The organism is Ignavibacteriota bacterium, assembly GCA_016218045.1.
Taxonomy (GTDB): Bacteria; Bacteroidota; Ignavibacteria; order SZUA-365; family SZUA-365; genus JACRFB01.
On the sequence record JACRFB010000013.1, the window covers coordinates 99,964 to 126,800 of the forward strand.

17 protein-coding genes are annotated in these 26,837 nt (G+C 55.1%); 15 read left to right on the plus strand and 2 right to left on the minus strand.

All coding sequences use genetic code 11. The annotated features are described in order from the left end of the window. Positions 1–98 precede the first annotated feature (98 nt). Entirely contained in the window at positions 99–1,547 is a 1,449-nt protein-coding gene (locus HY962_04400) for a PQQ-dependent sugar dehydrogenase (GenBank protein ID MBI5646151.1), read from the plus strand. Positions 1,548–1,651: 104 nt separating this feature from the next. Here the strand turns inward: HY962_04400 and HY962_04405 are convergent, their stop codons facing one another. Further along, the gene (locus HY962_04405; protein ID MBI5646152.1) at positions 1,652–2,683 is read right to left on the minus strand and encodes a diacylglycerol kinase family lipid kinase; all 1,032 of its coding nucleotides are present in this window, start codon (positions 2,681–2,683) and stop codon (positions 1,652–1,654) included. Positions 2,684–2,775: 92 nt separating this feature from the next. Between HY962_04405 and HY962_04410 the strand changes: the two genes are divergently transcribed. Further along, positions 2,776–3,666: a phosphoribosylaminoimidazolesuccinocarboxamide synthase gene (locus tag HY962_04410; GenBank protein MBI5646153.1), complete on the plus strand. Its 891-nt coding sequence runs from the start codon at positions 2,776–2,778 to the stop codon at positions 3,664–3,666. Between the two features lie 72 nt (positions 3,667–3,738). Next, positions 3,739–4,197 carry a DUF3788 family protein gene (locus HY962_04415; GenBank protein MBI5646154.1) on the plus strand — a complete coding sequence of 153 codons (459 nt, stop codon included), beginning with the start codon at positions 3,739–3,741 and terminating at the stop codon, positions 4,195–4,197. Positions 4,198–4,243: 46 nt separating this feature from the next. Here the strand turns inward: HY962_04415 and HY962_04420 are convergent, their stop codons facing one another. After that, positions 4,244–7,684, minus strand: coding sequence for a choice-of-anchor D domain-containing protein (locus tag HY962_04420; protein ID MBI5646155.1), 3,441 nt, complete (start codon positions 7,682–7,684; stop codon positions 4,244–4,246). Positions 7,685–7,928: 244 nt separating this feature from the next. On the opposite strand from HY962_04420, the gene HY962_04425 reads away from it, so the two are divergent. The 12 genes from HY962_04425 (at position 7,929) to HY962_04480 (ending at position 26,617) form a co-directional block, all read left to right on the plus strand. After that, positions 7,929–9,125, plus strand: coding sequence for an anhydro-N-acetylmuramic acid kinase (locus tag HY962_04425; GenBank protein MBI5646156.1), 1,197 nt, complete (start codon positions 7,929–7,931; stop codon positions 9,123–9,125). A gap of 395 nt (positions 9,126–9,520) precedes the next feature. Further along, on the plus strand, positions 9,521–12,958 hold the full coding sequence (locus HY962_04430) for a vitamin B12-dependent ribonucleotide reductase (GenBank protein ID MBI5646157.1): 3,438 nt from the start codon (positions 9,521–9,523) through the stop codon (positions 12,956–12,958). A gap of 187 nt (positions 12,959–13,145) precedes the next feature. Next, positions 13,146–13,301, plus strand: a complete 156-nt coding sequence (gene rpmH / locus HY962_04435) for a 50S ribosomal protein L34 (GenBank protein ID MBI5646158.1) — start codon at positions 13,146–13,148, stop codon at positions 13,299–13,301. A 1-nt stretch (position 13,302) separates the two neighbouring features. After that, on the plus strand, positions 13,303–13,701 hold the full coding sequence (locus tag HY962_04440) for a ribonuclease P protein component (protein ID MBI5646159.1): 399 nt from the start codon (positions 13,303–13,305) through the stop codon (positions 13,699–13,701). Next, complete coding sequence (yidD, locus tag HY962_04445; protein ID MBI5646160.1) at positions 13,689–13,910, plus strand: membrane protein insertion efficiency factor YidD; 222 nt, start codon at positions 13,689–13,691, stop codon at positions 13,908–13,910. The genes HY962_04440 and yidD overlap by 13 nt, the downstream gene beginning before the upstream one ends. Further along, positions 13,894–15,804, plus strand: a complete 1,911-nt coding sequence (gene yidC, locus HY962_04450; GenBank protein MBI5646161.1) for a membrane protein insertase YidC — start codon at positions 13,894–13,896, stop codon at positions 15,802–15,804. The genes yidD and yidC overlap by 17 nt, the downstream gene beginning before the upstream one ends. A gap of 88 nt (positions 15,805–15,892) precedes the next feature. Further along, positions 15,893–17,065: a class I SAM-dependent rRNA methyltransferase gene (locus tag HY962_04455; protein ID MBI5646162.1), complete on the plus strand. Its 1,173-nt coding sequence runs from the start codon at positions 15,893–15,895 to the stop codon at positions 17,063–17,065. Between the two features lie 22 nt (positions 17,066–17,087). Beyond that, a complete protein-coding gene (locus HY962_04460) occupies positions 17,088–19,799 on the plus strand; it encodes a hypothetical protein (GenBank protein ID MBI5646163.1) in 2,712 nt (903 codons plus the stop codon). A gap of 109 nt (positions 19,800–19,908) precedes the next feature. Next, entirely contained in the window at positions 19,909–23,469 is a 3,561-nt protein-coding gene (gene smc, locus HY962_04465) for a chromosome segregation protein SMC (GenBank protein ID MBI5646164.1), read from the plus strand. A 44-nt stretch (positions 23,470–23,513) separates the two neighbouring features. Continuing rightward, complete coding sequence (locus tag HY962_04470; protein MBI5646165.1) at positions 23,514–24,305, plus strand: M23 family metallopeptidase; 792 nt, start codon at positions 23,514–23,516, stop codon at positions 24,303–24,305. Between the two features lie 88 nt (positions 24,306–24,393). Further along, positions 24,394–25,032 carry a NusG domain II-containing protein gene (locus HY962_04475; GenBank protein MBI5646166.1) on the plus strand — a complete coding sequence of 213 codons (639 nt, stop codon included), beginning with the start codon at positions 24,394–24,396 and terminating at the stop codon, positions 25,030–25,032. Positions 25,033–25,099: 67 nt separating this feature from the next. Continuing rightward, positions 25,100–26,617 carry an OmpA family protein gene (locus HY962_04480; protein MBI5646167.1) on the plus strand — a complete coding sequence of 506 codons (1,518 nt, stop codon included), beginning with the start codon at positions 25,100–25,102 and terminating at the stop codon, positions 26,615–26,617. Positions 26,618–26,837 lie beyond the last annotated feature (220 nt).

Below are 26,837 nucleotides of genomic sequence, written 5' to 3' on the forward strand. Positions count from 1 at the left end.
CTGTCGCGACCTGCTCGGATCGGCGTACGAAGGTGAATCATTTTTCAGCTCCCAGTGTTTAATGCGATAGATTCTCCCTCCCATCCCCCGAGGCTCTCATGCGCTCACATATACGTGTTCCATTATCCGCTGTCCTCCTGCTCCTTCTCGCCTCCTGCGCCACCCGGGCGCAAGTGGGCTATGAACCCGCCTTCCCGACGCTGTCGTTCGACCGCCCCGTCGATCTGCAGCACGCAGGCGATGGCACCTCCCGCCTGTTTGTTGTCGAACAGCAGGGCATCATCCGCGTCTTCGATCCTTCCTCTTCGGCGCCGTCCGCGAATGTGTTCCTCGATATCCGCGGCCGCGTCAACGACAGCGGGAATGAGGAGGGTCTGCTCGGACTCGCCTTCCATCCGAACTTCGAACAGAACGGATTCTTCTACGTGAACTACACGGCCAATCCGCCCCGCCGCACTATGATTTCACGCTTCAAAGTGTCGGCCGCGGATCCGAATCGCGCTGATTCCAGCAGTGAATCGCTCGTGCTCATGTTCCCGCAGCCGTACAGCAATCACAACGGCGGTGCGCTTGCCTTCGGTCCGGACGGCTACCTCTATATCGCCACGGGTGACGGCGGATCCGGCGGCGACCCTCAGGGCAACGGCCAGAACCGCAAGACGCTGCTCGGAAAATTTCTCCGCATCGATGTGAATTCGCAGTCGCCGGGTCTTGTCTACGGCATCCCCGCCGACAATCCCTTCGTCGGCAATACAGAGGGCTACCGCGAGGAGATCTATGCCTGGGGCATGCGCAATCCCTGGCGCTTCAGCTTCGATCCCGAAACGGGCCGCATGTGGACGGGCGATGTGGGGCAGGGTAAGTTCGAGGAGATCGATATCATCGAGAAGGGAAAAAATTATGGATGGAACATCATGGAGGGTTCCGTCTGTTACCAGCCGGCTTCCGGATGTGATACGACCGGATTGACTCTGCCCGTCGTCAGCTATGGCCGCACGCTCGGCGTCTCCGTTACCGGAGGCCACGTGTACCGCGGCACAGGTGTCCCGTCGCTTGTGGGCAAGTACATCTATGCCGATTTCGGGACGGGCCGTATCTGGACGCTCTCCTACACGCCCGGCAGTGCGGTCACAAATACGGAGCTGCTCAACACCGGAAAAAATATTTCCACCTTCGGTGTGGATCGCAACAACGAGCTGTATTTCTGCGCCTTCGACGGAAAAATCTATCGCTTCACCTCCGGACCCACATCCGTGTCTCCGCGCGAAGCGTCTTCCGACAGGATCACTCTCGAAGCACCGGCGCCGCAGCCAGCGTCCGCGGCCTCCGTCCTGTATCAGACGTTGCGTCTGGAAAAAGACTCCGACGTCCGATTATTTATTGCCGATGCGCTCGGTCGTGAAGTGGTCCGCGTTTTCGAGGGCCGCCTTGTGTCCGGTCAACATCGATTTGTGCTTCCGGCAGCCGGACTCCGACCTGGCACCTATTTCTCAACACTCGAACGAGGCGAACAGCGCCTGGCCCAGCCCCTGCTCCTCCTGCGCTGATCGTGTCACACCCGGCGCGTCCCTGCTCGAGCATCGGGCGCCTGCTGCCGACCGACTCCGCGTGAGTCCACGCGTGCGTCCGCCGCATCATCCGCTCTGTTGCCTTAGCGCTCCCCGTTGCCTATGATGAACTGTGCGGCGGCAGGCAGAACCTGCACCGACACGCGTACGGCATCTTCCGCGACGAGTTCCCCGTCGAGATGAACGGGCACGGGGCGATCGAGCATCACCTCAACGTTGCGCACACGCTCATAGCGCACTTCCGGCGCTGAAAGATGGTGGCCCGTCAACGCGCTGGGAAGTACCTGGAGGATGCGGCGAACAGGTGTACCGCGGACAAGGCAGAGGTCGAGCATTCCGTCGTCAACCAAGGCATGAGGCGTGAGACGGAAGCCGCCGCCGCTAGTCCGGCCGTTGCCGATGCAGGCCAACAGGAGTGTGCTTTCGATAAGATAGTCGCCGATCAAAACGCGGGCGTTTGCAGGGGTGAATGTGCGCAACGTCGCAAACACCCCGAGCAAGTAGGGAAGTATACCGCTGCCGAATTTCATGCGTGAAGCCCTGTACCCGACGGCCGCGTCGAATCCGATCCCGAGTGCATTGACAAACAGCCGCTGCTCCTCGGTGCCTCGAGCGGTCTGTATGTGTGCCCGCGCGAGGTCGATCGTGCTTTCTATTCCTGCTGCCAGGGCCTCGACGCCGTGTCGCGGATTTTTCACCCCGATCATGCGGGCAAAATCGTTGCCTGTTCCCGACGGAATAAGAGCCAGTGTTGCACGCCCGCCGTATGTGCCGTTTACGATTTCGTGTATCGTCCCGTCTCCGCCGAGTCCCGCGATCACCGATTCGGTGCCGTTCAGTTCACGCGCGATGTCGATTGCGTGACCGATGCCGGCAGTGTCGATCCGCGTCACGTCGAGACCCATCTCCGTGCAGTGTCGTACAACAGAATCAGCGACTCGCGCCGTTCTGCCCTTGGCGGAGTGGGGATTCACAATCAGTGTGATTGGCGGCACGGAGCTATCGGCGTGGGGAAATGCGTGAAGGAGGTTGATGATGTATCCGGTCGTCAAGATGAAGAATTCGGCATACAGAATCCAGACTCCATTCACAGCTTCCTTTCGCCCGCGGTCCATCCCCCGGATCGATGTGTCGCCGTGAACTGCGGTCCTACGGCTTTTCACCCGAAAATCGTACCTTTGTCAAGAACCGAGCTTGAGAGGAGCCCATGAACGCCATATCAACAACCCATTTCCCGGATCTGAAACTGTTTCGGCGCGGCAAAGTACGCGATGTCTACGATTTTGAAGATGCCCTGCTGATTGTCGCCACCGATCGTTTATCGGCTTTCGATGTTGTGCTGCCTGATCCGATCCCCATGAAGGGTGCCGTGTTGACGGCCATGTCGCGTTTCTGGTTCGAGCGCAACGGCCACATCGTGCGCAATCACTGCATTTCGATGGATGTATCCGAATACCCCGCGGAATGTGCGCCGTACGCGGATCAACTCCGCGGCCGCAGCATGCTCGTGAAGAAAACGCGCCCGCTGCCGATCGAGTGTGTAGTGCGTGGGTATTTGACCGGCTCGGGCCTGAAGGAATACAACAAGACAAAATCGGTGTGCGGCATTCCTCTTCCCGACGGCCTTTCCGATGGGTCCATGCTGCCCGAACCTCTGTTCACTCCGTCGACAAAGGCCGAAGTGGGTCACGATGAAAACATCACGGTGGAACAGGCCGCCGATCTCATCGGCGCCGACGCCGCGCGGAAAGTCGCCGATCTGAGTATCGCGCTGTACTCACATGCGCGTGATTATGCGCGTGAACGCGGTATCATCATTGCCGACACAAAATTCGAATTCGGTTACGACGGCGACGACATCATCGTCATCGATGAAGTGCTCACGCCCGATTCGTCCCGGTTCTGGCCGATGAACGAGTGGGAGCCGGGCCGTCCTCAGCCGAGCTTCGACAAGCAGTACATCCGCGACTACCTCGAATCCATCGGCTGGAACAAACAGCCGCCCGCGCCCGTGCTTCCTGCCGATGTCATCGCACGCACCACCGAAAAATATCTCGAGAGTTACACGCTTATCACCGGAAGCACGCTGTCTGCATAATCGTAGCCACACCACTCATTACGAAGATCTCCTGTTTCCCGTTTCCCGTTCACCGGTTCACTCCTTCCCCGCATGTCCGATACGCCCGAATTCGCCTTCACCGATTTCAAGCACAGCCCTTCGCGGCCGCAGATCGACGCCGCTCTCGGCGTGCTCCCGGCGATCGAGTTGAAGCACTTCGAGGAGAAACTCGACCTGCTCGAGCCGCGGGTGCAATGGGCGATGCATTGGTACGAGAATGGCAAAGGATGGGGATACCGGGTCTCGTACCGCACGCGTGTTGTGTGTGTCCTGCATTTCTCGAAAGGATTCTTCACTGCCGCCGTCTCCATTCCCGCGGTGCGTGAGGACGAGTTTGTCCGCATCCGGGAATTGACCGAGGAGTTTCGCGAACAGTTCAAGTATTTCACGTTGTCGCCAAAGGTCAAGTGGGTCACCTTCCGCATTAAAAAACGGAGCGACACCGACTCCCTGCTCGCGCTTCTGCAGCTCAAGCTGATGGATCTGTATACGAAGACGGGCAGGCGCTAATCCTGCCCGTCTTCAATACGGCACGTCGCGTGTGTGCCGGTTCGTGCTATCGGACGAGCACAAGCACGCGCGTCACCGTGCTGTTGTCCCGCACGATACAACAGTAGGTGCCGGCCGCAACGCGTCTGCCGGCCGCGTCGAGGACGTCCCATTCCGTTGCGTGTGTATCCTCGTTTATCCGAGACAGCGCAAGGACGCGCACAGTGCGCCCGAGCAGATCGTGGATGTACGCGTGCACCCGCTCACCAACAGTGTATCCGCGCAACAGGAAACGTGTCGCGTGTACCACGGGCTGCGGATATGCCTGCAGCGATGGCGTCGTTGGCGCGATACCCGTCGCCGACACGCCGACTGTACTGCCCGAAAGCGGCACATCGAGGAGAGGCGCCACGGCATCGTTGGAGATGATGCGGAAGAACGCGCTCTTGGATCCGGGTGTGATGGGAGATAATCGGATGTACACGTCCGATGATGCTCCCGTCGCGAGTGGAGTTGCCGCGGCGCGTATGATGCTGAACGACCCCGCCTCCGGTCCATGCAGAAGTTGCTGCTGCAGGATCAGCGATGCGGCCCCGATGCTTGTCACTCTCAGCGTCTCTTCGCGCGATGTGAACATCGGCACGGTACCGAAAGGTATGGAGTTGCGGCTGAGTTGAAGGGCGGCACCGTCGCTGTGCGCACAGATCCCCGACAGCGGTACGGCGATGCCGGGCGTCTGTGGATCGCTGCTCGCGATGTCGATCCGTGCGGCATGAACACCGAGGGCAAGCGGTGCGTACAACACACGAATCGAGTCGATGCCTCCTGGACCGAGCGGCGTTTGTGCCGGGTGTACGATGGTGAACACTGCCGAGTCTTGACCGCCGATGAGCTGCGTGTTGATGGTGAGCGCGGCTCCCCCGGTATTTTCCACACGCACGCTTCTGATCGCACTCCCCGCGGGTATAACACGTCCAAAGACGAGAGAGCTGGGTGTCACGCTGATACGCGCCGTCTGCGGCGCCACACCGACACCCCGCAGGGCGAGATCCGTCGAAGGAGTAACGGGATCATTGCTCGTGAATCGTAGCGCGGCGTTTTTTACACCCGTGCTGCCTGGCGCGAATCGCACACGCACTGTATCTGTTCCTCCGGGCGCGAGCGCAGCAGCGCAGAAACGTGTGATTGTGAATTCGGCGGTGTCCGCGCCGATCAATTGTTGCGACGTGATCGAGAGGGTTGCCGTTCCAGTATTTGTTACGACGGCGCTCCGTTCTCGCTGCGATCCGACAATCACTGTGTCGAACGACAGCGCCGACGGCTGCACCGATAGTGCGGGCTGCTGCGCAGTGCCTGTGCCGCGCAATGGTACACGCGCCAATGGGAGATTCGGATCGTTGCTTCCCAGTGCAAGCACCGCCTGCTTTATTCCTGTCGATGCGGGCCTGAATCGTACACGCACCGAATCGACGGCGCCGGCCTGCACGCGGATAGGAATCGCGGAAGAGACGGAATATTGCAGCGAATCAGTACCGAGCAGTTGAAGTATGGATACTGTGAGTGCGGCATTGCCTGTGTTTGAAAACACTGCGAAGCGCGATCCCGAGTCGCCCACGGCGACGAGTCCGAAATCGAGACCCGATGCTGCACCCGACATCGTGAACTCCGCAGCCGAGTCCACGCCTATGCCGCTCAACGGAATGCCAAGAACGGGCGCATTCGCTGCGTTGCTGGTAATTGTACAGATCCCGGCTGACACTCCCGCCGAGCTGGGACCGTACCGAAGGAGCAATGTCGCCGAGTCGGCCGCGGGGATGGTAATGGGAATGGGCCCGGACAGTATGCTGAAATCCGGTGGAGCACAGGTGATGCTGCTCAGTACCAGTGTGGATGCACCCGTGTTCCGCACTATCGCACTGCGTGTTGTGCTGCGGCCGACGATGACGGTGCCGAATGACACGAGAGACGGCCCACTAATCACGGGCCCATTCACCGGAAAGGGTGCCGAGAATTCTGACGTGTTGTTCTGCACATCGATCACCGTTGCCACCACAGTGTCGGTTGCAGTTAGTGTGCCCGCTCCAGTGAGCGACCAATTACCGGCCGCATCCGGCGTTGTGATGCCGAGCAAGATGCGCCCCTGCGCCGTGCCAGGCGGAAGCCAGGACGCGATGAACACTTCGACCACTGCCTGCGCTGGATTCGTATCGATGGTGATGTTCCCGCGAACCATGTACGCACCCCCTGAAGAGGTGGCGTTCGTGATCACGGGCATGTTCAGCGTTTGATTGGCGCCTGCATCGAGGTCTCCCGGATCGTTGATCGAGATTCCGTTATTGTCCAGATCGATGCCTTGGCGCCTGTTGGCGTACATGCTGTTGGATGAGATACGGTTCTTATCTGCATTGTTTTGGTTGAGAGGATGCTCCCATACCACCACGCCGTTGCCGCCGTTGTATGCGATGTGATTGATCGACACATCGTTCGACGGCGCAAAGCCAAGCAGCCAAATGCTGCCATACATTCCTATGCAGACGCCATGACGCCCGTTCGGCAGCGGTGTGTTTCCATCCGCGGCGAGTCCGATCAGATTTCCGATGACATGGTTCGAGTGTGTGTACCACTGCACATGCGCATCCACGTACCCGACGATACTCACACCGTCGGTATCATTGGCGGAGATGACATTATGCCGTATGAAGTTGTCGTGCGCGGCTTCACCGATGTACACACCGTCGTGACGGTTCCCCAGAGCGAGCATCCCCGAGACATCGGTGCCGATCCGGTTACTGTCGACATGATTGAAGGAAACATCGGCGGGTGGACAACTCGAGATGCTCACTCCTTGCGCGAAGTTTCCGGAAATCAGATTGCGGCGCACGATATTGTTCGTGGCCGTGCCGAGCTTCATCGGATCCGCGAGAATGTCAACTCCCGCCCACGGCCGCAGCATGTTGAGCCCGTTGGGCATAGCCGCCACTCCCGTATGTGTTGTACCGACGAAGTTACCGAAGATCACGTTGTTGAATGTCCCGGCAGTTGTGGCCTCGATCCGGATCCCATCCTGTTGAAAATTTCGGATGTTCATGCCGCGAATCGTGTTGTTGCTGCACGTGATCACGAAACCGTGCGCTGCGCCGGCCAGAGCCCCGTCGATCACGATCAGAATGACACTTGTTGATGGCGGATTTGCGCCGGGACTGCTGCCCGGCTGTGAATATCCGTCGATGTACACACCCGCCGGATCCACCAGGGGCGGAAGCTGCGACAGAGGCAGAATCACGAAAGGACCGCTGCCGGGAAGCGTGAACAGAATTGTATCAGGTCCCGAAAACGGAGCGTTCGCTTGCTGCAGTGCCCAGCGAAGTGTGCCGATGCCTGCGTCACCCGTGTTGCTTACGGGGAAGATGGTCGCGTATGACAGTGAGGATCTCGAAAATCCGAGTATGATGATCGCGATGAGTGCGGCCCATTTGAACCGCCGGGTTGACTGTGTTGCATGATTCATTGTACACCTCCGGAATGAGAGGCCTCACGGAATACGCCGCAGTGCGGGCGCATCGTGGGAATATGACGGGGGAAAGCCCGTCGATAATACACGCGAACACGATGTGGAGGTTGTCACGCGAAACTTCGTCTATTTGCGCCTGTGCTTCAAGAAAAATCTTTCCAATCGTTGATTCTCACATTCCTTTTCCCCTATTTGCTAGGGATTTGATCCTATTATCGACTTCACCGATTTGCCGCCATTCATGCGTTCTCCCATAGAGGTTCTTTCGTCGCTTGTCCACAGCCCGACGCGCCTGATCTGCGGGATCATGTCCGGCACTTCTGTCGATGCTGTTGATGTCGGACTGGTGCGCGTAACGGGCAGCGGTCCGGCGACCTCGGTGGATTTAGTGCATTACTCCGAAACGCTCTACGCGGAGGAGATACAGCAGCGCATTTTCGATTGTATGGAAGCGAGCACGAGCAACGTCTTCGACATCTGCGTACTCGACGCGCTGCTCGCCCATGTCTACGCCGATGCCGTGCGCCAGACGTGCACGGAAGCGGGTTTCGCGATTCGCGAAGTGGATCTCATCGGAATGCACGGACAGACGCTTCATCATGTGCCGGAGCCGGTTCTGACGGGTCAATACGCGGTACGATCTTCTTTCCAGGCGGGAAGTGGCGCCGTTCTTGCGGCCCTGACTGGCGTGCCTGTTGTTTCCGATTTTCGTGTCGCCGATATGGCGCTGGGTGGACAGGGCGCACCGTTAGTTCCGTATGTCGATTATCTCCTCTTTCGTTCCGATGAAGAAGACCGGATCCTTCTGAATATCGGCGGCATAGCAAACATGACCTGGCTCCCCGCTGCCTGCACTGAAGCCGAAGTGGTTGCATGGGATCTTGGGCCAGGCAACATGGTTGTTGATGCACTGATGCGCCAATTTTTTGGACGCGAGTTCGATGAGAGCGGTGAAGTCGCGGCCTCGGGCCGTGTGAATGCCGACCTGCTTTCGTGGATGATGAGCCATTCCTTTTTCAGAGAACCTGCTCCGAAATCTACCGGGCGTGAGGCCTTTGGACGATATTATGTCGAGACGCTGCTGCAGATTGCGCGCGATCTCGAGATCAACAGCCCCACCGATCTCGTCGCAACTGCATCGGAGTGTACGGTCCGTTCTATCATTCGCGAACTCGCCCCTCTCGTCGCACGGAGCGCTGCATGCAGCGTCTATATCAGCGGCGGTGGAGTAAAGAACAACTTCTTTCTCGCAGGCCTGCGCCATGGGCTTTCGAACGCGGAGCTCTTCGACGCAACCGCACTCGGCGTACCCGCCGATGCGAAGGAGGCGGTGTCTTTTGCAGTGCTCGCCAATGAATGGTTGCACGGAAATTGTGCGAATCTCCCGAAAGTTACCGGTGCATCGAGGCGCGCCATTCTTGGTTCTTTTTCCGTGTAACCCTCGAAAAAAGCCCTGTTTTCCGCGTTCCTTTTAGGTCACTGAAAAATCTCCATACTTCAAGTAAAACGCGAGATTTAAACGCCGCGCATCGCGTTGTATAACAGCGAGTTACGGGCGTCGCTTCAAGTATCGCAGTAAAAACGTCTGCGGATTTTTCTTGACAAAGCACGGGGTCGTACGTATATTTCTTTGCGGTTGATGTCCCCGCCACCCCGATACGCACCCATAGAGCAAGCTGCACGTTTCCCTGCGTGAGAAGGCACAGGGAGGGCGGCGTATCCCCCGGACGACAACACCTGCTCCCCTTACAATTTTGCCAGTGAATGCCTCCCTCGGGATGCCGTGGATGGATACGCGCTATTCCACCGGAGGGAAAATCGAAGGTCATAGATATGAAGATTCAGCGCCGATTCACAAAACCGGGCCAGAGCGCGTACGACTGTTTCTCGTACACCCGTCGCTCTTCGGTCATGCGGAATCCCGATGGCAGTGTGGTGTTTGAGCTGCACAATATCGAGGTGCCTTCGCATTGGTCCCAGATGGCAACGGACATATTGGCGCAGAAATATTTCCGTAAGGCTGGGGTGCCTCAGTATAACGAGGACGGCACGATCGCACTTCATCCCGACGGCACGCCGCGAATGGGAGGAGAAACGAGCATCAAGCAGGTGGTGCACCGTATGGTCGGCTGCTGGATGGATTGGGGCAAGCAGTACGGCTACTTCGACGCGGATGAGGATGCTGCGAATTATTACGACGAGATGGCCTTCACCCTGTTGCAACAGATGGCGGCACCGAATTCGCCGCAGTGGTTCAACACGGGCCTGAGTTATGCGTATGGCATCAAGGGCCAGGCACAGGGCCATTATTACGCGGATCCTAGCACAGGCGAAATCACGCTTTCGGACGATGCCTATACACGGCCTCAGCCGCATGCGTGTTTTATTCAATCTGTCAACGACGACCTCGTCAATGAAGGCGGCATCTTCGACCTCGTGACACGAGAAGCACGCATTTTTAAATACGGCTCTGGGACTGGAACAAACTTCAGCAATCTTCGTGGAAAGGATGAGCGCCTCTCGGGAGGAGGAAAATCCTCGGGACTGATGTCTTTCCTCAAGATCAACGATCGCGCCGCCGGGGCAATCAAATCCGGCGGAACAACCCGCCGCGCCGCGAAGATGGTCATCATCAATGTCGACCATCCGGATATCGAAGATTTTGTGGACTGGAAGGTCATCGAAGAACAGAAGGTCGCGGCACTTGTTACCGGAAGCCGTATCAACAAAATGCACCTCGACGCGATAATGCAAGCCGCGATCGAAGGGAAGTCGACGGACGTACGATCCAACCTCGCTCTGGGCCGTGCTGTTCGGAAGGCAAAGGCGGCGAAGGTACACGAGAATTATCTCTACCGCGCGCTGCAACTCGTGGAACAGGGAGTATCGGAGTTTGATATCCGTGAATTCGACACGCATTATGAATCGGACGCCTACGTCACCGTTAGCGGACAGAATTCGAACAATACCGTGCGCGTCACGAACGACTTCCTCCACGCCGTGGAGAAGGGCAGCACTTGGAATCTGATCCGCCGCACCGACGGAGCTCCCCATCGAACAGTGAATGCACGTGATTTGTGGGACCGCATTTCGTACGCCGCGTGGAGCTCCGCAGACCCTGGTCTTCAGTATGATACGACTATCAACGAATGGCATACATGCCCTGAAGACGGTCGAATCAATGCGAGCAATCCGTGCTCCGAATACATGTTTCTGGACGATACGGCATGCAATCTCGCTTCGATCAATTTGAAGTATTTCTGGAACGAGAAGAATCACGAATTCGACGTTGAGGCCTTTAGGCATGCGGTCAGGATCTGGACTCTGACACTCGAAATCTCCGTTCTCATGGCACAGTTCCCAAGCCACTCCATCGCTCTCGGAAGCTACAACTTCCGCACGCTCGGACTGGGTTACGCGAACTTGGGAACGGTGCTCATGATCGCAGGTGTCCCCTACGATAGTGAAAAGGGCCGCGCGATTGCAGGCGGAATCACCGCCCTTATGACCGGAGAGGCGTATGCCAGCTCCGCGGAGATCGCCTCTACGGTTGGACCCTTCGCTCGCTACCAGGCGAACCGCGAGCATATGCTGCGTGTGATTCGCAATCATCGCCGCGCATCGTACAACGTGCCGCCCGCGCAATACGAGGGACTGACCATGCTCCCCGTGGGCATCGATGCAAATCTTTGCCCCGAGTCGCTTCTTCGCGCCGCGCGTGAAAGCTGGGATCGCGCGTTGGAGCTGGGCGAAGTGCACGGGTATCGAAATGCACAGGTCAGTGTCCTTGCCCCGACCGGGACCATCGGCTTGGTAATGGATTGTGACACCACGGGTGTCGAGCCCGATTTTGCTATCGTCAAATTCAAGAAGCTCGCGGGCGGCGGGTACTTCAAGATCGTCAACCAATCCGTCCCGAAGGCACTCGAGTACCTCGGCTACACACAGAAACAGATCGAGGAAATCGAGAAGTATGTCAAGGGCCACGGCACGCTGGCCGGCTGCCCCGACATCAATCGCGAATCGTTGCTGGCGAAGGGCTTCACAAACGACATGGTCGAAAAAATCGAGTCGCATCTCGATTCCGTCTTCGATCTGAAGTTCGCCTTTAATCGATGGATCCTCGGAGAGGATGCTTGCTATTCGCTGGGCCTGACGGCCGATCAACTCAACGATCCTTCCTTTGACATGCTCCGAGCTATCGGCTTCTCAACGGATGAGATCGAGCGCGCAAACGAATACGTCTGCGGTACAATGATGATCGAAGGCGCGCCGAACTTGCGCGCCAGTGATCTTCCCGTGTTCGACACGGCAAACAAGTGCGGCCGCCGCGGCAAGCGTTTTATTTCCTTTGAAGGTCATATCCGTATGATGGCCGCTGTGCAGCCCTTCATTTCGGGTGCCATTTCGAAGACCATCAACATGCCTTCGGATGCCACGATTGAAGATGTGAAGCGCGCATACACACTGTCGTGGAAGCTGATGCTGAAGGCAAATGCCTTGTATCGCGATGGTTCAAAACTCTCCCAACCGTTGAATACAGTCAGCGATCCCGACGCGGAAGCACTCGCGGAGATCGGCGACGAGAGCGACTTCAATGAATCCATCGGCCCGAAAGAAGTCCAGGAACTGGTGGAGAAATCCATCTTCCGCGCGCAGCGCAGGAAGCTCCCGGCAAAGAGGCATGGCTTCGTACGCGAAGCGGTGGTCGGAGGACACAAGGTGTTTCTCCGTACCGGCGAGTACGAGGACGGTGCTCTCGGCGAAATCTTCATCGACATGTACAAGGAAGGTGCATCGTTCAAAGGCCTGTTGAACTGCTTCGCTGTTCTTGCATCAAAATCGCTGCAGTACGGCATGCCGCTCGAGGAGCTTGTTGATTCGTTTACCTTCACACGTTTTGAGCCCGCCGGCGTTGTTATCGGACACGAGGCAATTCGAAACGCGACATCAATTCTGGATTACGTGTTCCGCGTCCTCGGGTACGAGTATCTTGGCCGCACGGATTTTGTCCATGTTAAATCTGTCGACGAGCCGGTAGACAAACCTTTTGCCACCTCCGGCACTCCACCGACGCTTCTCCGGCGTGAAGAACTCCCTGCCGTTGAAACCGCCCGCATCAGCGTCAATAAGGATTCAAACGCGGTACTGATTGCACGTGCACAAGGGTACACTGGCGAAATGTGCACAAGCTGCGGCTCTTCGCGGGTGAAGCGCAACGGTACTTGCACGGTGTGTGAAGACTGCGGAACAACGAGCGGCTGTTCCTGAACACGAGAGTATCCATGCGTATGAGCTGATCTTTCCTTACAACAATCCCACCTCAACACCCCGGAACGGCGAAGCAGGCACCTTCGCCGTTCTTCTTTTATGGCGTACTGCGGACTTGCGTCGTATCACTTTTCTTCCGTAAGTTTTTATCTGTTTTCTTTTCGAATCACTCACGACAGCAATATTCATGAAACGGACATTCCAGCCCAGCGTACGCAAGAGACGAAACACACACGGATTCCGCGCCCGTATGGCATCAAAAAACGGTCGCAAGGTCCTTGCCCGCCGCCGCGCAAAAGGCCGGTGGAAACTGACAGTCAGCGACGAGCCACGCTACCGTTGATGTGACGCGCGCGTTCCGGTTGCCCAAATCGGAAATACTTCGCGGACGACGCGCATTCTCCGACATCATTGCCCAACACGCTTTGGTGCAAACAGCGGAGTTGCGCTGTTATTACACCCTCAGCTCTCAAATCCCACCCTGTGTGTGCACGGTGGGATTTGCTGTCAAGAGAGCATCCGATTCAGTACGCCGAAATACGGCGAAGCGACTGCTTCGAGAAACATGGCGCTTGAACAGACAAAGCCTTGTGGATACATGCACGCACTATAATATCGGATTTCGTTGTGTTTTTTTGTACATACCGGGAGCCGAACCTCTTTCCTTTGCGCGAGCAACAATGAATATGATTGACATCCTACAGGAAGTCCGCCAAAGGATAACAGAACGATGCGACGGCTAATTCAGCTACTGTTGATCTTTTTTGTTCGCGGATACCAAGTCCTCCTGTCACCACTCTTTCCGCCAAGCTGTCGGTATTATCCTACTTGCAGCAGTTATGCGATTGAATCCATCGAGAAGCATGGCCCGCTCAAAGGCCTTTACCTCGCGCTGAAGCGTATTCTCCGATGCAACCCCTGGGGTGGCAGCGGATATGATCCCGTACCATAAGTCCAATAATAACAAGATTAAAGCAATGGACCGGCAAGCCACCATCGGTTTTGTTCTCATCGCACTGCTCTTCGTGGGCTGGATGATCTATACCAGCATGCAGACGCCTCCACCGTCGGAGGCATCCACTGCAACCGACACCACTGTGGTCGCTTCAAACAGGCCCCAGAATCCGTCGACCGAATCAAAAGTAAAAACCCAGGAATCGGCAGCCCCGGGCGCGATCCCGGCTTCTACCGAACCCGACAGCGCTCGGTTTGACGCAGCTCGTCTCCGCTTCGGACAGTTTTTCGCCGGATCGGCCCGCGGCGAGGATAATCGACTGACCATTGAAACGAGCAAATACACCGCGGTCTTTTCTACTCGGGGTGGAGGCATCAAGCGATGGACCCTGAAGAATTTTTCCACGTGGAACAATGAACCGTTACAACTTATCGATTGGTCGATTCCTTCCGATCTCAATCTGTTTTTTATTACGCGCGAAGGTAAAGAGATAAAGACGGAAGATCTGTATTTCCAGATTCCCGAACTGGCGAACAGAAAACTTGTCACTGTTGAAGATTCGTCTCGCTTCTCGTTTTCCGCAATCCTCCCCAGCGCCAATGGCGGCAGTATCGTGAAGACGTTTACCATCAAAGGCGGTCAGTTTGCTATCGACATAGATATCGAAACAAAAGGCCTATCAGGCGTCATCGCGAACAATGAGTACCAGGTAACCATCAACTCTCCCGCACTCACAGAGCTTAATACCGTCGACGAAGCCACGTTTGCCGAGGCGAGTGCATTCATCGAAGACGAACGCCAGTCTCTTGATGTATCGTCAATGGGGGATGTGAAGGATCTGACAACGAACGGAAAAACTCACTGGGTATCTGCCCACAACAAGTACTTTATTACGGCTCTGATCTGCAGGAACGATTTTACGGGCAACGGCGCATATATCAAGGGAGAACACATTCCGCTGCCTTTCGAAGGCGCCCGCGAACTGTACCAGGCAAGTATGAAGGTGCGTTTTCGTGAAACAGAGAATGAAAGGAGCGCCTTTTCTCTCTACCTCGGACCAATGGACTACGATCTTCTAAAGGATCAGCACCCCGGACTCGAGCAGACTATCAGCCTCGGCTGGGCTTTCATCGTCCGTCCCTTCTCTGAATACCTCGTCATTCCGCTTTTTTCCTTCCTGCATACGTTTATCCCAAACTACGGCATTGTCATTCTCCTCTTTACCTTGATCATCAAGCTGCTTCTGTACCCGCTCACAAAGAGCAGCACCGATTCGATGAAGAAGATGCAGGCATTGCAGCCGATGATCAACGATCTACGAGAGAAGTACAAGGATGATCAGCAGCGTCTGAGCTCAGAGACCATGAAGCTCTATCGCGACTATGGAGTGAATCCTGCGGGCGGCTGCCTTCCCATGCTTCTTCAAATGCCTATACTATTCGCTCTATTCACCATATTCCGCTCCACCATTGATCTACGGCATGAACCGTTTGTTCTCTGGATCACCGACCTTTCTGCACCCGATATCCTGTTCCATCTTCCCTTCAAAATCCCGCTCCTTGGAACAGACTTTGTCAGCGTACTCGCGCTTCTGATGTCTGTAACAATGTTCATCCAGCAAAAACAGACCGTGAAGGATCCAAGACAGGCGGCCATGGTGTGGATGATGCCAATTATGTTCTTTGTGATGTTCAACGCCTTTCCCTCGGGCTTGAACCTCTACTACTTCACGTTCAACCTGTTATCCATACTCCAGCAGTGGCACTCCACCAGAAAAACGGGCGAGTTCGAACTTAAAAAGGTGGCACAGAAAAAACGTCAGGGATGGATGGAGCGCGCCATGAACTCTCTTGAAGACAAAGCAAAGCAGCAAAAGAAAATGAAGAAATAATCCGCAGATTGCACCCTCCCGAGAAGCCGGATGTTCCACGTGGAACATCCGGCTTCTTCTTTATCAGAAGAAGCTGTACCTTATAGGCATGGAAACTCAAGCAAAAGCGATTCTTCGAAAAAAGGAAGACCGCCGGATACGCAGCGGTCATCTCTGGATATTTTCAAACGAGTTGGAGCGTATCGAGGGCACCCCCATCAACGGTGATTTTGTTGAAGTCATTGATCATTCGGGTCGCCTGCTAGGGATCGGTTTCTGGAACGGAAATTCACTAATTGCCATACGAATGATCTCCAGGAAACCATTCGATAGTTTCCGAGAACTTGTGAGAGGGAGAATGAGGAGAGCTGATGATTTTCGAGCCGCCGTTTCCTATGAAAACTCGTATCGACTTGTTTTTGGAGAATCCGATTTTCTTCCGGGCCTGGTGATTGATAGGTACAATGATGTCTTTGTATTGGAATCCTTCTCGGCAGGTGCAGACCGCATTGTTCCGATCGCAGTGGAGTGGCTTCAGGATACATTTTCACCAAAGAGCGTTTTCGAGAAAAGCGATTCGCAGTGGCGCTCCTACGAAGGACTTCAAGTTCAAACCGGCTTTCTTCTCGGAACCGATGGTGCAACAACCGTTAACATTAACGGTATGTCGTATATTATCAATGTTTTAGCTGCACAGAAAACCGGATTCTTCCTCGATCAGCGTGAAAATCGCCTTCTTGTTGAGACGATTTCTCGAGGTAAACGCGTACTTGACTGTTTCTGCAATGATGGGGGATTTGCCCTCCATGCTACTCGAGGTGGGGCTATCTCGGTCGTTGGTCTCGACATCTCTTCAGACGCCGTGAAAAGGGCGGAGGCCAATGCAGGCCGCAACGGCATTGCGGGCGTAGCTTTCCATGTGGCTGATGTTTTTGAATCGCTTAACGCGTCATTAAAGGATAATTACGATATGATTATCCTGGATCCGCCGGCCTTTGTTCGGAGTAAAAATCGTCTTGCTTCAGGCTTGAAGGGCTATCAAAAGCTGAACGAACGAGCAATGTGGCTGTTACCCGAAGGCGGAACATTGGTCACCTGCTCTTGTTCTCAGCATGTCACGGAAGATGTTTTTCTCGATATGTTGAAACGATCCGCTCGAAACCAAAATAAATATCTCCGAATTTTTGCTGTGAGAGGTGCCGCTCTCGACCATCCGGTGCTCGCATCAATGCCGGAGACGCAGTACCTCACGTTTGTAGCCACAACAGTTCATTCGCTCTAAACCACACCACCGGCCCAGCAGGTTGGAACTTCTGCGCGTCTGTATTAGCTTGGGTGTTTGGTTAAAATCCGTCCATGGATTCCTCCCGACGGCAGCCCACCACCCTTACATTCAGCCCCTGCAAAGCATGCGTGCCTCTGTTTTTGCGACTCTCTTTTTCGCGCTCGCATACACTGCGACAGCTCAGGTCGCATTTTTAGAATCAGGCCGACCCCTCTCGACTGAATCTTCAACCGGACTCCTCGCGGCTTCCCCAACCCGGGCCATTGTCGATCTGAATGGCACATGGCAATATAAGACCGACGACGACGGTACATGGAGATCTGTACGGGTCCCTTCTTCATGCACTGAGATCGTTCCACTGACGTTTCGACGTGATTTCGATGTTTCGGCGGCACTCGCGCGCAAGGCGGTTTTCCAGCTTGTGGCTTTGAGTATTTCGTATTACTGCGAAATCAGAATTAACGACAAGTTTATTGGCAAACATGCGGGTGAAACAACCTTCAGTTTCAAAATAGGACCTGGGATCATCAAACCGGGCCGCAACAGCATTGTCATCTCCATATCACCTTCGCTGAATGCGCAGGAAACCCTGCCTCTGCGTGAACAACTGTGGAATCGATTTCATTATGGCGGCATTCTTCAGGATATCGCACTCGTTGGGAATGGAGCCGTCTGGGTTCAGGAAACGGAAATTCAAACCTCGATTTCAGGCGAAGGCAAGGCGGCTTCAATCACGTATAAAGCACTCCTGAATTCCGGCCCCCTTCCCCTGCACCGCGCTGATTCTAACGAATCTTCCGGCTACGGGAAATCAACTGTAGAACACGTTGTAGAAGTCATCGACGCACAGAGCGGATCACTCGTCTACCGGAGTGAAGCGAAGCGGATAGACATTGAACAGGATCGCCTCGTTCCCGTTACAACATCCCTTTCCATTCCTGCCGCGAGACTGTGGTCTCCCGAAACTCCCTCGGTGTATACTCTTGTTCAGCGAACATACCGCGGCAGCGAACTTGTCGATGAATCGTACACACATGTCGGGCTCCGTCATTTCCAAACCGATGGCTCAAGGTTCTTGTTGAACGGCGCCCCTGTTCTTCTGAAGGGTGTTTCATATCTCGAGAGTTCACCCCTTCGTGGTCGTTCGCTCACCATGGACGATATCGAGCGCGACGTGTTGATCATGAAAAATCTCGGTGTCAATGCTGTGCGCATATTATCGGGTACCGTACATCCGTTCTTTCTGTCCTTGTGTGACAAGTACGGGCTGCTCGTGTTTCAGGACCTTCCTGTGTACGGCGTTCCGTCATCGATTCTCGAACGTCGCGCATTCCAAGCTAGTGCCCGAAATATGCTTCGGGAAATAATTATCCGGGACGCCGCCCACCCCTGTATTGTGGCATACGGACTCGCTCAGGGCATCGATGGCGCGCACCCCGGATTTGCGCCGTATGGAGCAGCCCTGCTGCAATCACTGCGCGGAACAAACGGGCAGCTAACGTACATGTCGTTTATTCGTCCGCCACTCACCGCACTTCCCGATGGACTGTCCTTCGCATCATACGACCTCCTACCAGCTCCGGTTGAAAAGACGCGCGAGGTCCTGAATGACCTTCAGCGTGTAACCGAAAGCGGGCTTCTGTTGCTGTCGAGTCTCTCCTATCCGGTGGAAGTGGGCAACTATAACGGGTACAGCGATCCCAGATCGATAGATGCCCAAGCCCAATACTACCTCGAGATCTTTGCTGAAACAATGAACAGAAAGCTTGCCGGATTGTTCGTGCACAGTTTCGCCGACTGGCAACTGCGGCATCCCGTCATGTCGGTCGACAGAGTCCAGCAATTTATGGGAACCGCAGGAATCCTTGATGCATATCGACAGAAACGGCTGGCCTACGAAGTACTGAAAGCGCGCTTCAACAACGAGAAGCCACCGGTACTGATGGTGGGCAACTACACACCGGAGCATCCTGCATCTTTTGTTGTGGTTGGCATTCTGCTCATCCTCATTTTCGCCATCGTGTACAATGTGTTTCGACGATTCCGCGAAAATGTGGTTCGTGCATTCATGCGGCCATTCAATTTTTTCAGCGATGTGCGCGACCAGCGCATGCTCTCAATTTTCCAAACCTCCGTTGTCGGGCTCATAGGCTCCTTCGGTTCCGCCCTTCTGTGCGCAAATCTCATGTACTTCTGGCGCACGAATATTTTTGCAGATGCCTTGATTCATCAGGTCGTGAGATCAATCTGGCTTAAACAGTGGTTGAATTACGCGGCATGGAATCCGCTCTCAAATCTGCTTGTGACTGGCGTAATTTTGTTTCTGCTCCTTCTCGTCTACGCGGTGCTTCTCCGCGTCGCTGCGTTTTTTATGAAGCGTACGATCACACTGTTTGATTCATACAGCGTCTCGATGTGGTCCGTGCTCCCAATCATAATGCTCGCACCGTTGGGTCTGATTCTTTACCGCTTGATGGAATCGCCCGTGCTCGAATTTCTTGCGCTCGCAGCGAACATCGTTTTTCACGTGTGGATTTTCTCTCGTCTTCTTAAAGGAACAGCAATTGTTCTGGATGTGCGACCCGGCATCTTTTACCTCGGGGGTTATGCAGTGGCGATAGCGGCAGTGGTGTTCTGGATTCTGTCACTGAACGCCGAGTTTGAAACACTCGCGTATCTGCGCTACCTCGCACATGCCTGGTGGTACATGCAAGGAATTCCCGCATCATAGGCCACTCCGAGGGAGCTACCGTAGTAACGGTGTGAGGACTTTTCATTCAACAACAACGCGCGGGCGCTGTGACGGCAACCGCTGCCACCGCGCGTAAGATCCCGACCCCATGTATCTGAGCAAACTCGAAATACTCGGTTTCAAATCGTTCGCCAATAAAACCAATATCGCCCTGAACGATGGTGTCACTGCCATCGTGGGGCCGAACGGTTGCGGAAAAACAAACATTGTTGACGCGCTTCGCTGGGCCCTGGGAGAGCAACGCTACTCGACGCTTCGTAGCGACAAGATGGAGGATGTCATTTTCAACGGGAGTAAGTCCCGGAAACCCATTGGAGTCGCCGAAGTATCCCTGACCATTCAAAACAACAAGGGTATCCTGCCCGTCGAGTACAACGAGGTGACGATCACGCGCAGGGTCTTTCGTTCCGGCGAAAGCGACTACATGCTCAATCGCACCGTGTGCCGACTGAAGGACATCGTTTCTCTATTCATGGATACGGGGATGGGATCCAACGCGTATTCCGTCATTGAGCTGAAAATGGTAGAGACCATTCTCAGCGATAAGATGGAAGAACGACGCCGTCTCTTCGAAGAAGCTGCGGGTGTGACAAAGTACAAAAGCCGTCGCAAGGAGGCCCTCCGTCGTCTTGATGAAGTGGAGGCGGATTTGCTTCGTGTCGATGACATCATCGCCGAAGTCTCAAAGGCCGTGAACTCCTTGAATCGACAGGCAAAAAAGGCAGAGCGGTACAATCAGTATATCGACCGGCTCCGGGTGCTTGAGATCGATGTACTGCAGCGGGATTATACGAGCCTGCTTCTTCGTCTCGAACCACTTGAGGAACGTCTGCGTACGGCGGTAGTCGAGCGGGATGCGAGCGAAGTCGAAGTCGAACGTGAGGAGGTCCTTCTGCATGAACACCGCGCGGGTGAGCGCGAAATCGAAGAACGACTCGAACAGGCTCGTCATGAACTGGGCGGATACATTGCGCGTATCGGCGAGTATGAGCAGGCCCTTGCCGTGAATATCGAGAGAGAGAAGGCGCTGCTCTCGAGCATCGAACGACTCACAGCCGCGGGAGAAACGTATACCGCGCGCCAGCACGAATCCGAAGCTGCACGAAATGCGGCAGCCGAACGACTGGGCACTGCACAGACCGAGCTGGGTGTTTTGGAGCAGGACTACGAAGAGCAACGAACCGCTCATGTGCAGCGGGAGGAAATCGTCTCTGCGAAAAAGCTCGAAATGGACAGTCGGCGCGCCGCACAAATGAGCACGATGCAGGAGCTATCGCGCACCACCGCCGAGTATGATCGACACGGAGGACGCATCGAGTCGATCGACAAGAATGTTCATAAACTCTCCCTTGAGGATGAGCAGGCTCGCAAAGCGCTGGCGGAACTGCGTGAACAGCTCACACACGAAGACGTAAAACAGAGCCAGATTCTCGAAGCCGCGATCGCGGCAGAGCGGGAATTCCATTTGATGGAAGAGCGCCGCCAAACCATTCGCGGTGAGATTGACGTGTTGCAGAATCAGGGATTCGAACTGCAGAGTGTGATCGGCGAAAAGATGACCAAGATCGATTTTCTCAGCGGATTGGTCGACAGGCTTGAGGGCTACTCCGAAAGCGTGCAGCATCTCTTACGTAACAGGGACTGGTCCGCCACCACCTACGGCACCATCGCCGATGCAGTAAACACCCGAGATGACCTCCGGGTAGCCGTCGAGGCGGCTCTGGGTGATGCTGCGCATTATGTTCTCGTCAATGATTTCACGGAAGCAATCAGCGGCCTTCATAATCTGAAACATCACCGCAAGGGTAAGGCGACGTTCGCCTGTCTCTCGCGGATGCCGAAAACGAAGGCGGTGCCCTTCCCCATTGCCGGCGACGGAGTGGTGGGCTGGGCTGCGGAACTGGTCTCGCACAGGCCTGAGCACGACGACCTTTTCCAATTCTTACTCCGGAACTGTCTTCTGGTCCGCGATGCGGAAGTTGCCCATCGATGCATACGTGAGTATCCGCAACTCCGCTGCGTGACAATCGACGGAGACGTGTTTGACAGCAACGGCATTGTCCGCGGCGGAAGCCATGGACAGGAAGAAGGCGGACTGATCGGGAAAAAAGACCAGATTGCCCGATTAACAAGGGAAGTTGAGCAGTTGAAACAGCGTCTCGCCGAAAACCAGCGACTCCACGAAGAACGCAACGGGGAGTACAGTGATATCGATCTCCGTCTCTATGCCGACCATATGAAGCAGCGGCAGCAGGATTTGTCGGCGCACGAGCGGCGGGTTGCGCAAATGGTGTTCGAGGCCGAGAAGTACGAGCGTCAAATTCAGAAAAGCGGGGACGAACGCACAGCCCTTGCCGCGGAACGCGAACAGGCTGAGGAAGAGCGGGCAGGCCTTCTTCCGCGCATCGAAGAATTACGGACACAGCTATCCGATATTGAACGTGCACTCGAAGCCGAGTCTCTGGCGCTCGCCGAGCTTGAACAGGAGTACGCCCGAAGTGCGGAATCACTCAATGCCCGCAACCTGGCACGCGTGCAAAAAATCGGAGAGATTCAAAACCTTCACAGCGAACAAGAACGGCTTGCCCGGACCTTGACCGAAACACTCGAATCGCTTGCTGCAACCGATCGCGAAATTGAGCACGCGCGCAGCGCCACGGAGGGTCTTGTTGAGGAACGCGCTCAACTCGAACGGAACATAGAGCAGTACGGAGCAGAACGGCAGCGGGCCGAAGAAATGGCCCGCGTCATCGAATCGGAGCTCGTGAACAAACGTAACACCGCTGAAAACATAGAGCGGCTGCTCACGGACGAACGGCATAAACATACGCAGTCCGTCACGGTGGTCCATGAAACCGAATTACGTATCAGCGAGATTCGTCACAGAATAGAGACTCTTGAGCAACGCGCGCGTGAAGAATACGAACTCACGCTCCAGCGTCAGGCATACACCGAGGAAGACGTTTTTGATCTTGCTCAAGCTCGAGAGGAAATCAACGACCTGCGCATGAAGGTGAAGGCACTCGGTCTCGTTAATCCTCTGGCATACGAGGAGTGGACGCGGGAGAAGGAGCGTTTCGACCTTCTCACAACACAGCGGGAAGACTTGGTCCAGTCGCGGCAGACACTCATCGACACAATCAAGGAAATCAACCAGACAGCGCAGGACAAGTTTGCCAGCACGTTCGAAGAAATCAGAAAGAACTTCATCACCATTTTCAAGTCGCTGTTTGACGAGGGCGACGAAGCTGATCTGATTCTCGGCGAAGGAGACGACCCACTCGAAGCACGCATCGATATCATCGCCAAGCCCCGCGGCAAGCGCCCGCATTCGATAGACATGCTGTCCGGCGGCGAGAAAACGCTCACGGCCATCGCGTTGCTTTTTGGTATTTATCTCGTCAAACCGAGTCCGTTTTGTATTCTCGACGAAGTCGACGCTCCGCTCGACGATGCAAACATCGATCGTTTCATCCGCATCCTTCGGAAGTTCTCCGCGAACACGCAATTCATTGTTGTCACGCACAATAAGCGCACCATGGCTGCGGCCGATACGCTTTATGGCGTAACAATGGAGGAAGAAGGAGTCTCCAAAATCGTCGCAGTCGATTTTGCGAAGGACTCGATGACTCGTTTCATGAATAATTGATCCGGAGCCCGCTCGATGCTTCGGAATCAGAATGATATCAGCGAATGATACCCCTCCCGCGAAACGGTCCTCCACTTCAACGACATCGCGGCATTCTCTTTGCCGCGGTTCTGATAGGTTTTACTACTGCGACGGTATCCGCTCAAACCCCCGAGTCGATCGCTGATATCGATCGAGTGTTCCGCGATATTTACGAGTTGCGGGCCTCCCGGAAAGATGCAGCCGCACGGATGAAGGCAGTCGCCGCATTCCTTAAAAGGCATGCTGTGGCGATGACCTCGACCGCCGCGCCTCGTTCGTCGTGGGTTTTTCCCTTACGTGGCTATGGACCTGCTGCTATAGGAGGAAAGAACGGAGAAGGGTATCGCGCAGCAGCGTCATACGATTTCTTTGACGGCAATTCGCACGGCGGACACCCGGCACACGACGTGTTTATTCGCGACCGCGATTACGATGACAAGGATGACCGCACAAAGCAGCCGGTTGAAGTCTTATCGATAACTAGTGGCGTGGTTGTATGTATCAATCGTGAATGGACACCGGACAGTATGGATTCGAAACGCCGCCAATCCATTCGTGGAGGCAAGTATGTGTGGGTGTACGATCCTGGCTCCGACGGCCTGATGTACTACGCGCATCTACGAGAAGTTTCCTGTGTGATTGGGCAATTCGTTGGACCGGGTGATCTGCTCGGTACTGTTGGACGAACTGGAAAAAATGCTTTTCCGCACAGATCTCCGACACATCTGCATTTGATGTTTCTTGCGATGAACAACGGTCACCCACGACCAGAGGATATTTTCGCCGATCTCAAAAAGGCGATGCTCGCACGTTGATTCGCCACAACGCGGCCTACTCGCACTGTCCGACAACACCGACCGACAGACTACTGCAGACACGCTCAACACACACAGAGAACTCAGCATGAACCGGCGACAGTTTTTCCGATTCGGGTTGTCCGGACTCAAAGAATCGGTCAAGAAATCCGCTCCGGAAATAGTGCGGCCCGCACTGGGCGTTTTGCCATTTGACGTGACTATCCTCACAGATAAACCCGAAGTTGCGGAGACGGTCGCCGGCGAATTACTCCGAGAACATTTTGGTGAGCGGATGATTCGTCTCAAACAAAGCGTGTTATCTGGAGTCTACCCCGGTGGCGTGTTGCTTCATGAACGGAACATTCTCCGATCGCACTACGATGGCGTCTCCCTCTTTCATGGCGCACTCGGGCTTCTGGAAAGGGAGCTTGGTCTTCCCGCGATGCAAAACAATCCTACCTTGATCCGTTTTACGAATATCATGCCTCCGATGAGTAGAAGTGTCGAGGTGTTCCGCAGAGAGGAGATGTTGCTTGCACTCCCACTATCGGAAAACGGGAACTTCGATATCGAGGGCGAATGCGGTACGCTGCGGTTGACAGTGCATGCGGGCTCCTTTCGGATCTCCGATGCACAGTGCAGACATAAAACCTGTATAGCACATCCCCCGATAATCACCCCGGGACAACGGATCACGTGCGTACCGAATGCAATAACCGCAATTGTTGGTGCACATTTGGGATAATTGATCCTGACATCTTTTTTTAATCCTGTGTATCTTGCGCAGTTTCTTGGAGAGTCACGATGGCATCGTGCGGACCGCACTGCCGGGTTGGAGTGTTTCATCACACTTGTTCAACGTCCCGCGAAATACCCCCATGCTGAGAAGGCCGCTTCCTCTCGCAATTCTCTTTTTCTGTGCGACGCAGTGTACGTTCGCGCAGTATGATGCCGACCATCCTGAGGATTCGGTCTATGCATCACCCGGTAGAATCGGGCTTGGTCTTCGCTTCGGTGCTGTGCGTTTTATCGGTGATGTCAAAGACAGGTCTGACTTCGAAGGAACAAGCACTCCTTTCCACCTCGGTGCCGATGTATTGCTCCATTACCGGTTGTGGCAAGCCGTCCAGGGAACAAACGCCATGCGGATCGGCCTCGAAGCGGCCGCTGGATTCCGCGCGTTGGGTGCGTCGCACCGGACCTACGAGTTTCGCACCGATGTGTATCCGGTCAGCGGATCTGCAACCATCGAGTTTTACTCCATGGCAGCACTCCGGCCGTTTGTATCCGTTGGCATCGGTGCATTGCCGTACCGCATGAAGGAGGTTAGAAACATCCTTACTGGGGAGAGGGCGAAGGATGCCACCGGGACAAGCTCGGGTGTGGCATTCTGGGTACCACTGCGGATCGGTCTTCGATACACGATTTCACCGAGAATTGACGTGCTTGGAACAATTGAACGATCGGTCACCCTGACGGATCGTCTCGACGGTATTGCGAGCAGCAGTCTGGATTGGATGAACGACAATTTCGATTTTTTCTCCGTCGGCGTGGCGTGGTATTTCCTGAGCTCAAATAACACCGACCCATATGGCGACAACATCTATACTCAGCCGGTAGTGGTCGCCGTCGATCCGGCGCGTGATAGCGATTCCGACGGGCTCCGAGACCTGGAGGAAATCACGGAATACAAGACCGATCCCTATAATGCGGATAGTGACGGAGACGGGTTGCGGGATGGCGAAGAAATCGTAACGCACAAAACGCGGCCTTTGTTGGCTGATACGGATGGTGACGGGGTGCCCGATGGCCGCGAAATAATGTTGAAACTTCAGCCGCTCGCTCGTGACAGCGATGGGGACGGAATATCTGACGGTACGGACGACTGCCCCGACCAGCCAGAAACCGTCAACGGCTACAAAGATGCCGATGGATGCCCAGACGAGGTCGAGCGTGGCGAGCTTCTCTTCCAACGACTCGGTGATATCATGATCCTCGAGAATGTGGAGTTTGAAAGCGGGAAAGCCGTCCTACTCAAGGAATCACTCCCAACACTGGATAAAGTAGCCAAGAATCTGTTGGATAATCCGAAGGTCAATATCGAAATTCGGGGCCATACAGACTCAACGGGAGATTTCGAAAAGAACATTCTCCTTTCCGCTCAACGGGCCGAATCAGTCAAAGCGTACATCGTCTCTCGGGGGGTTGATGAACGTAGGATAGAAACTCAAGGATTTGGCCCCTCTCAACCCGTGGCGCCGAATTCTACCGTTGAGGGACGTCAGCGAAACCGCCGGATCGAATTTCGGATTACCCGCTTCGACGACTAAACGCAAGGTCCGAGTCCAAACCCTCGGGAATGAATCGAAATCCTTGCTGTTTTTGCGCAAACGGAGATCCGTCTTGCAATAATGGCATTGGCGTGCGAGTCGGTTTGTAATTGTAACATGGGAACAACTTAGAACTTCGGTGCGTATAATGGATGAGGTACGTTTTTTGCATTGACGACGTACCTCTGCCGTATATTTCCTGAAAAACCGGAGGAGTCAT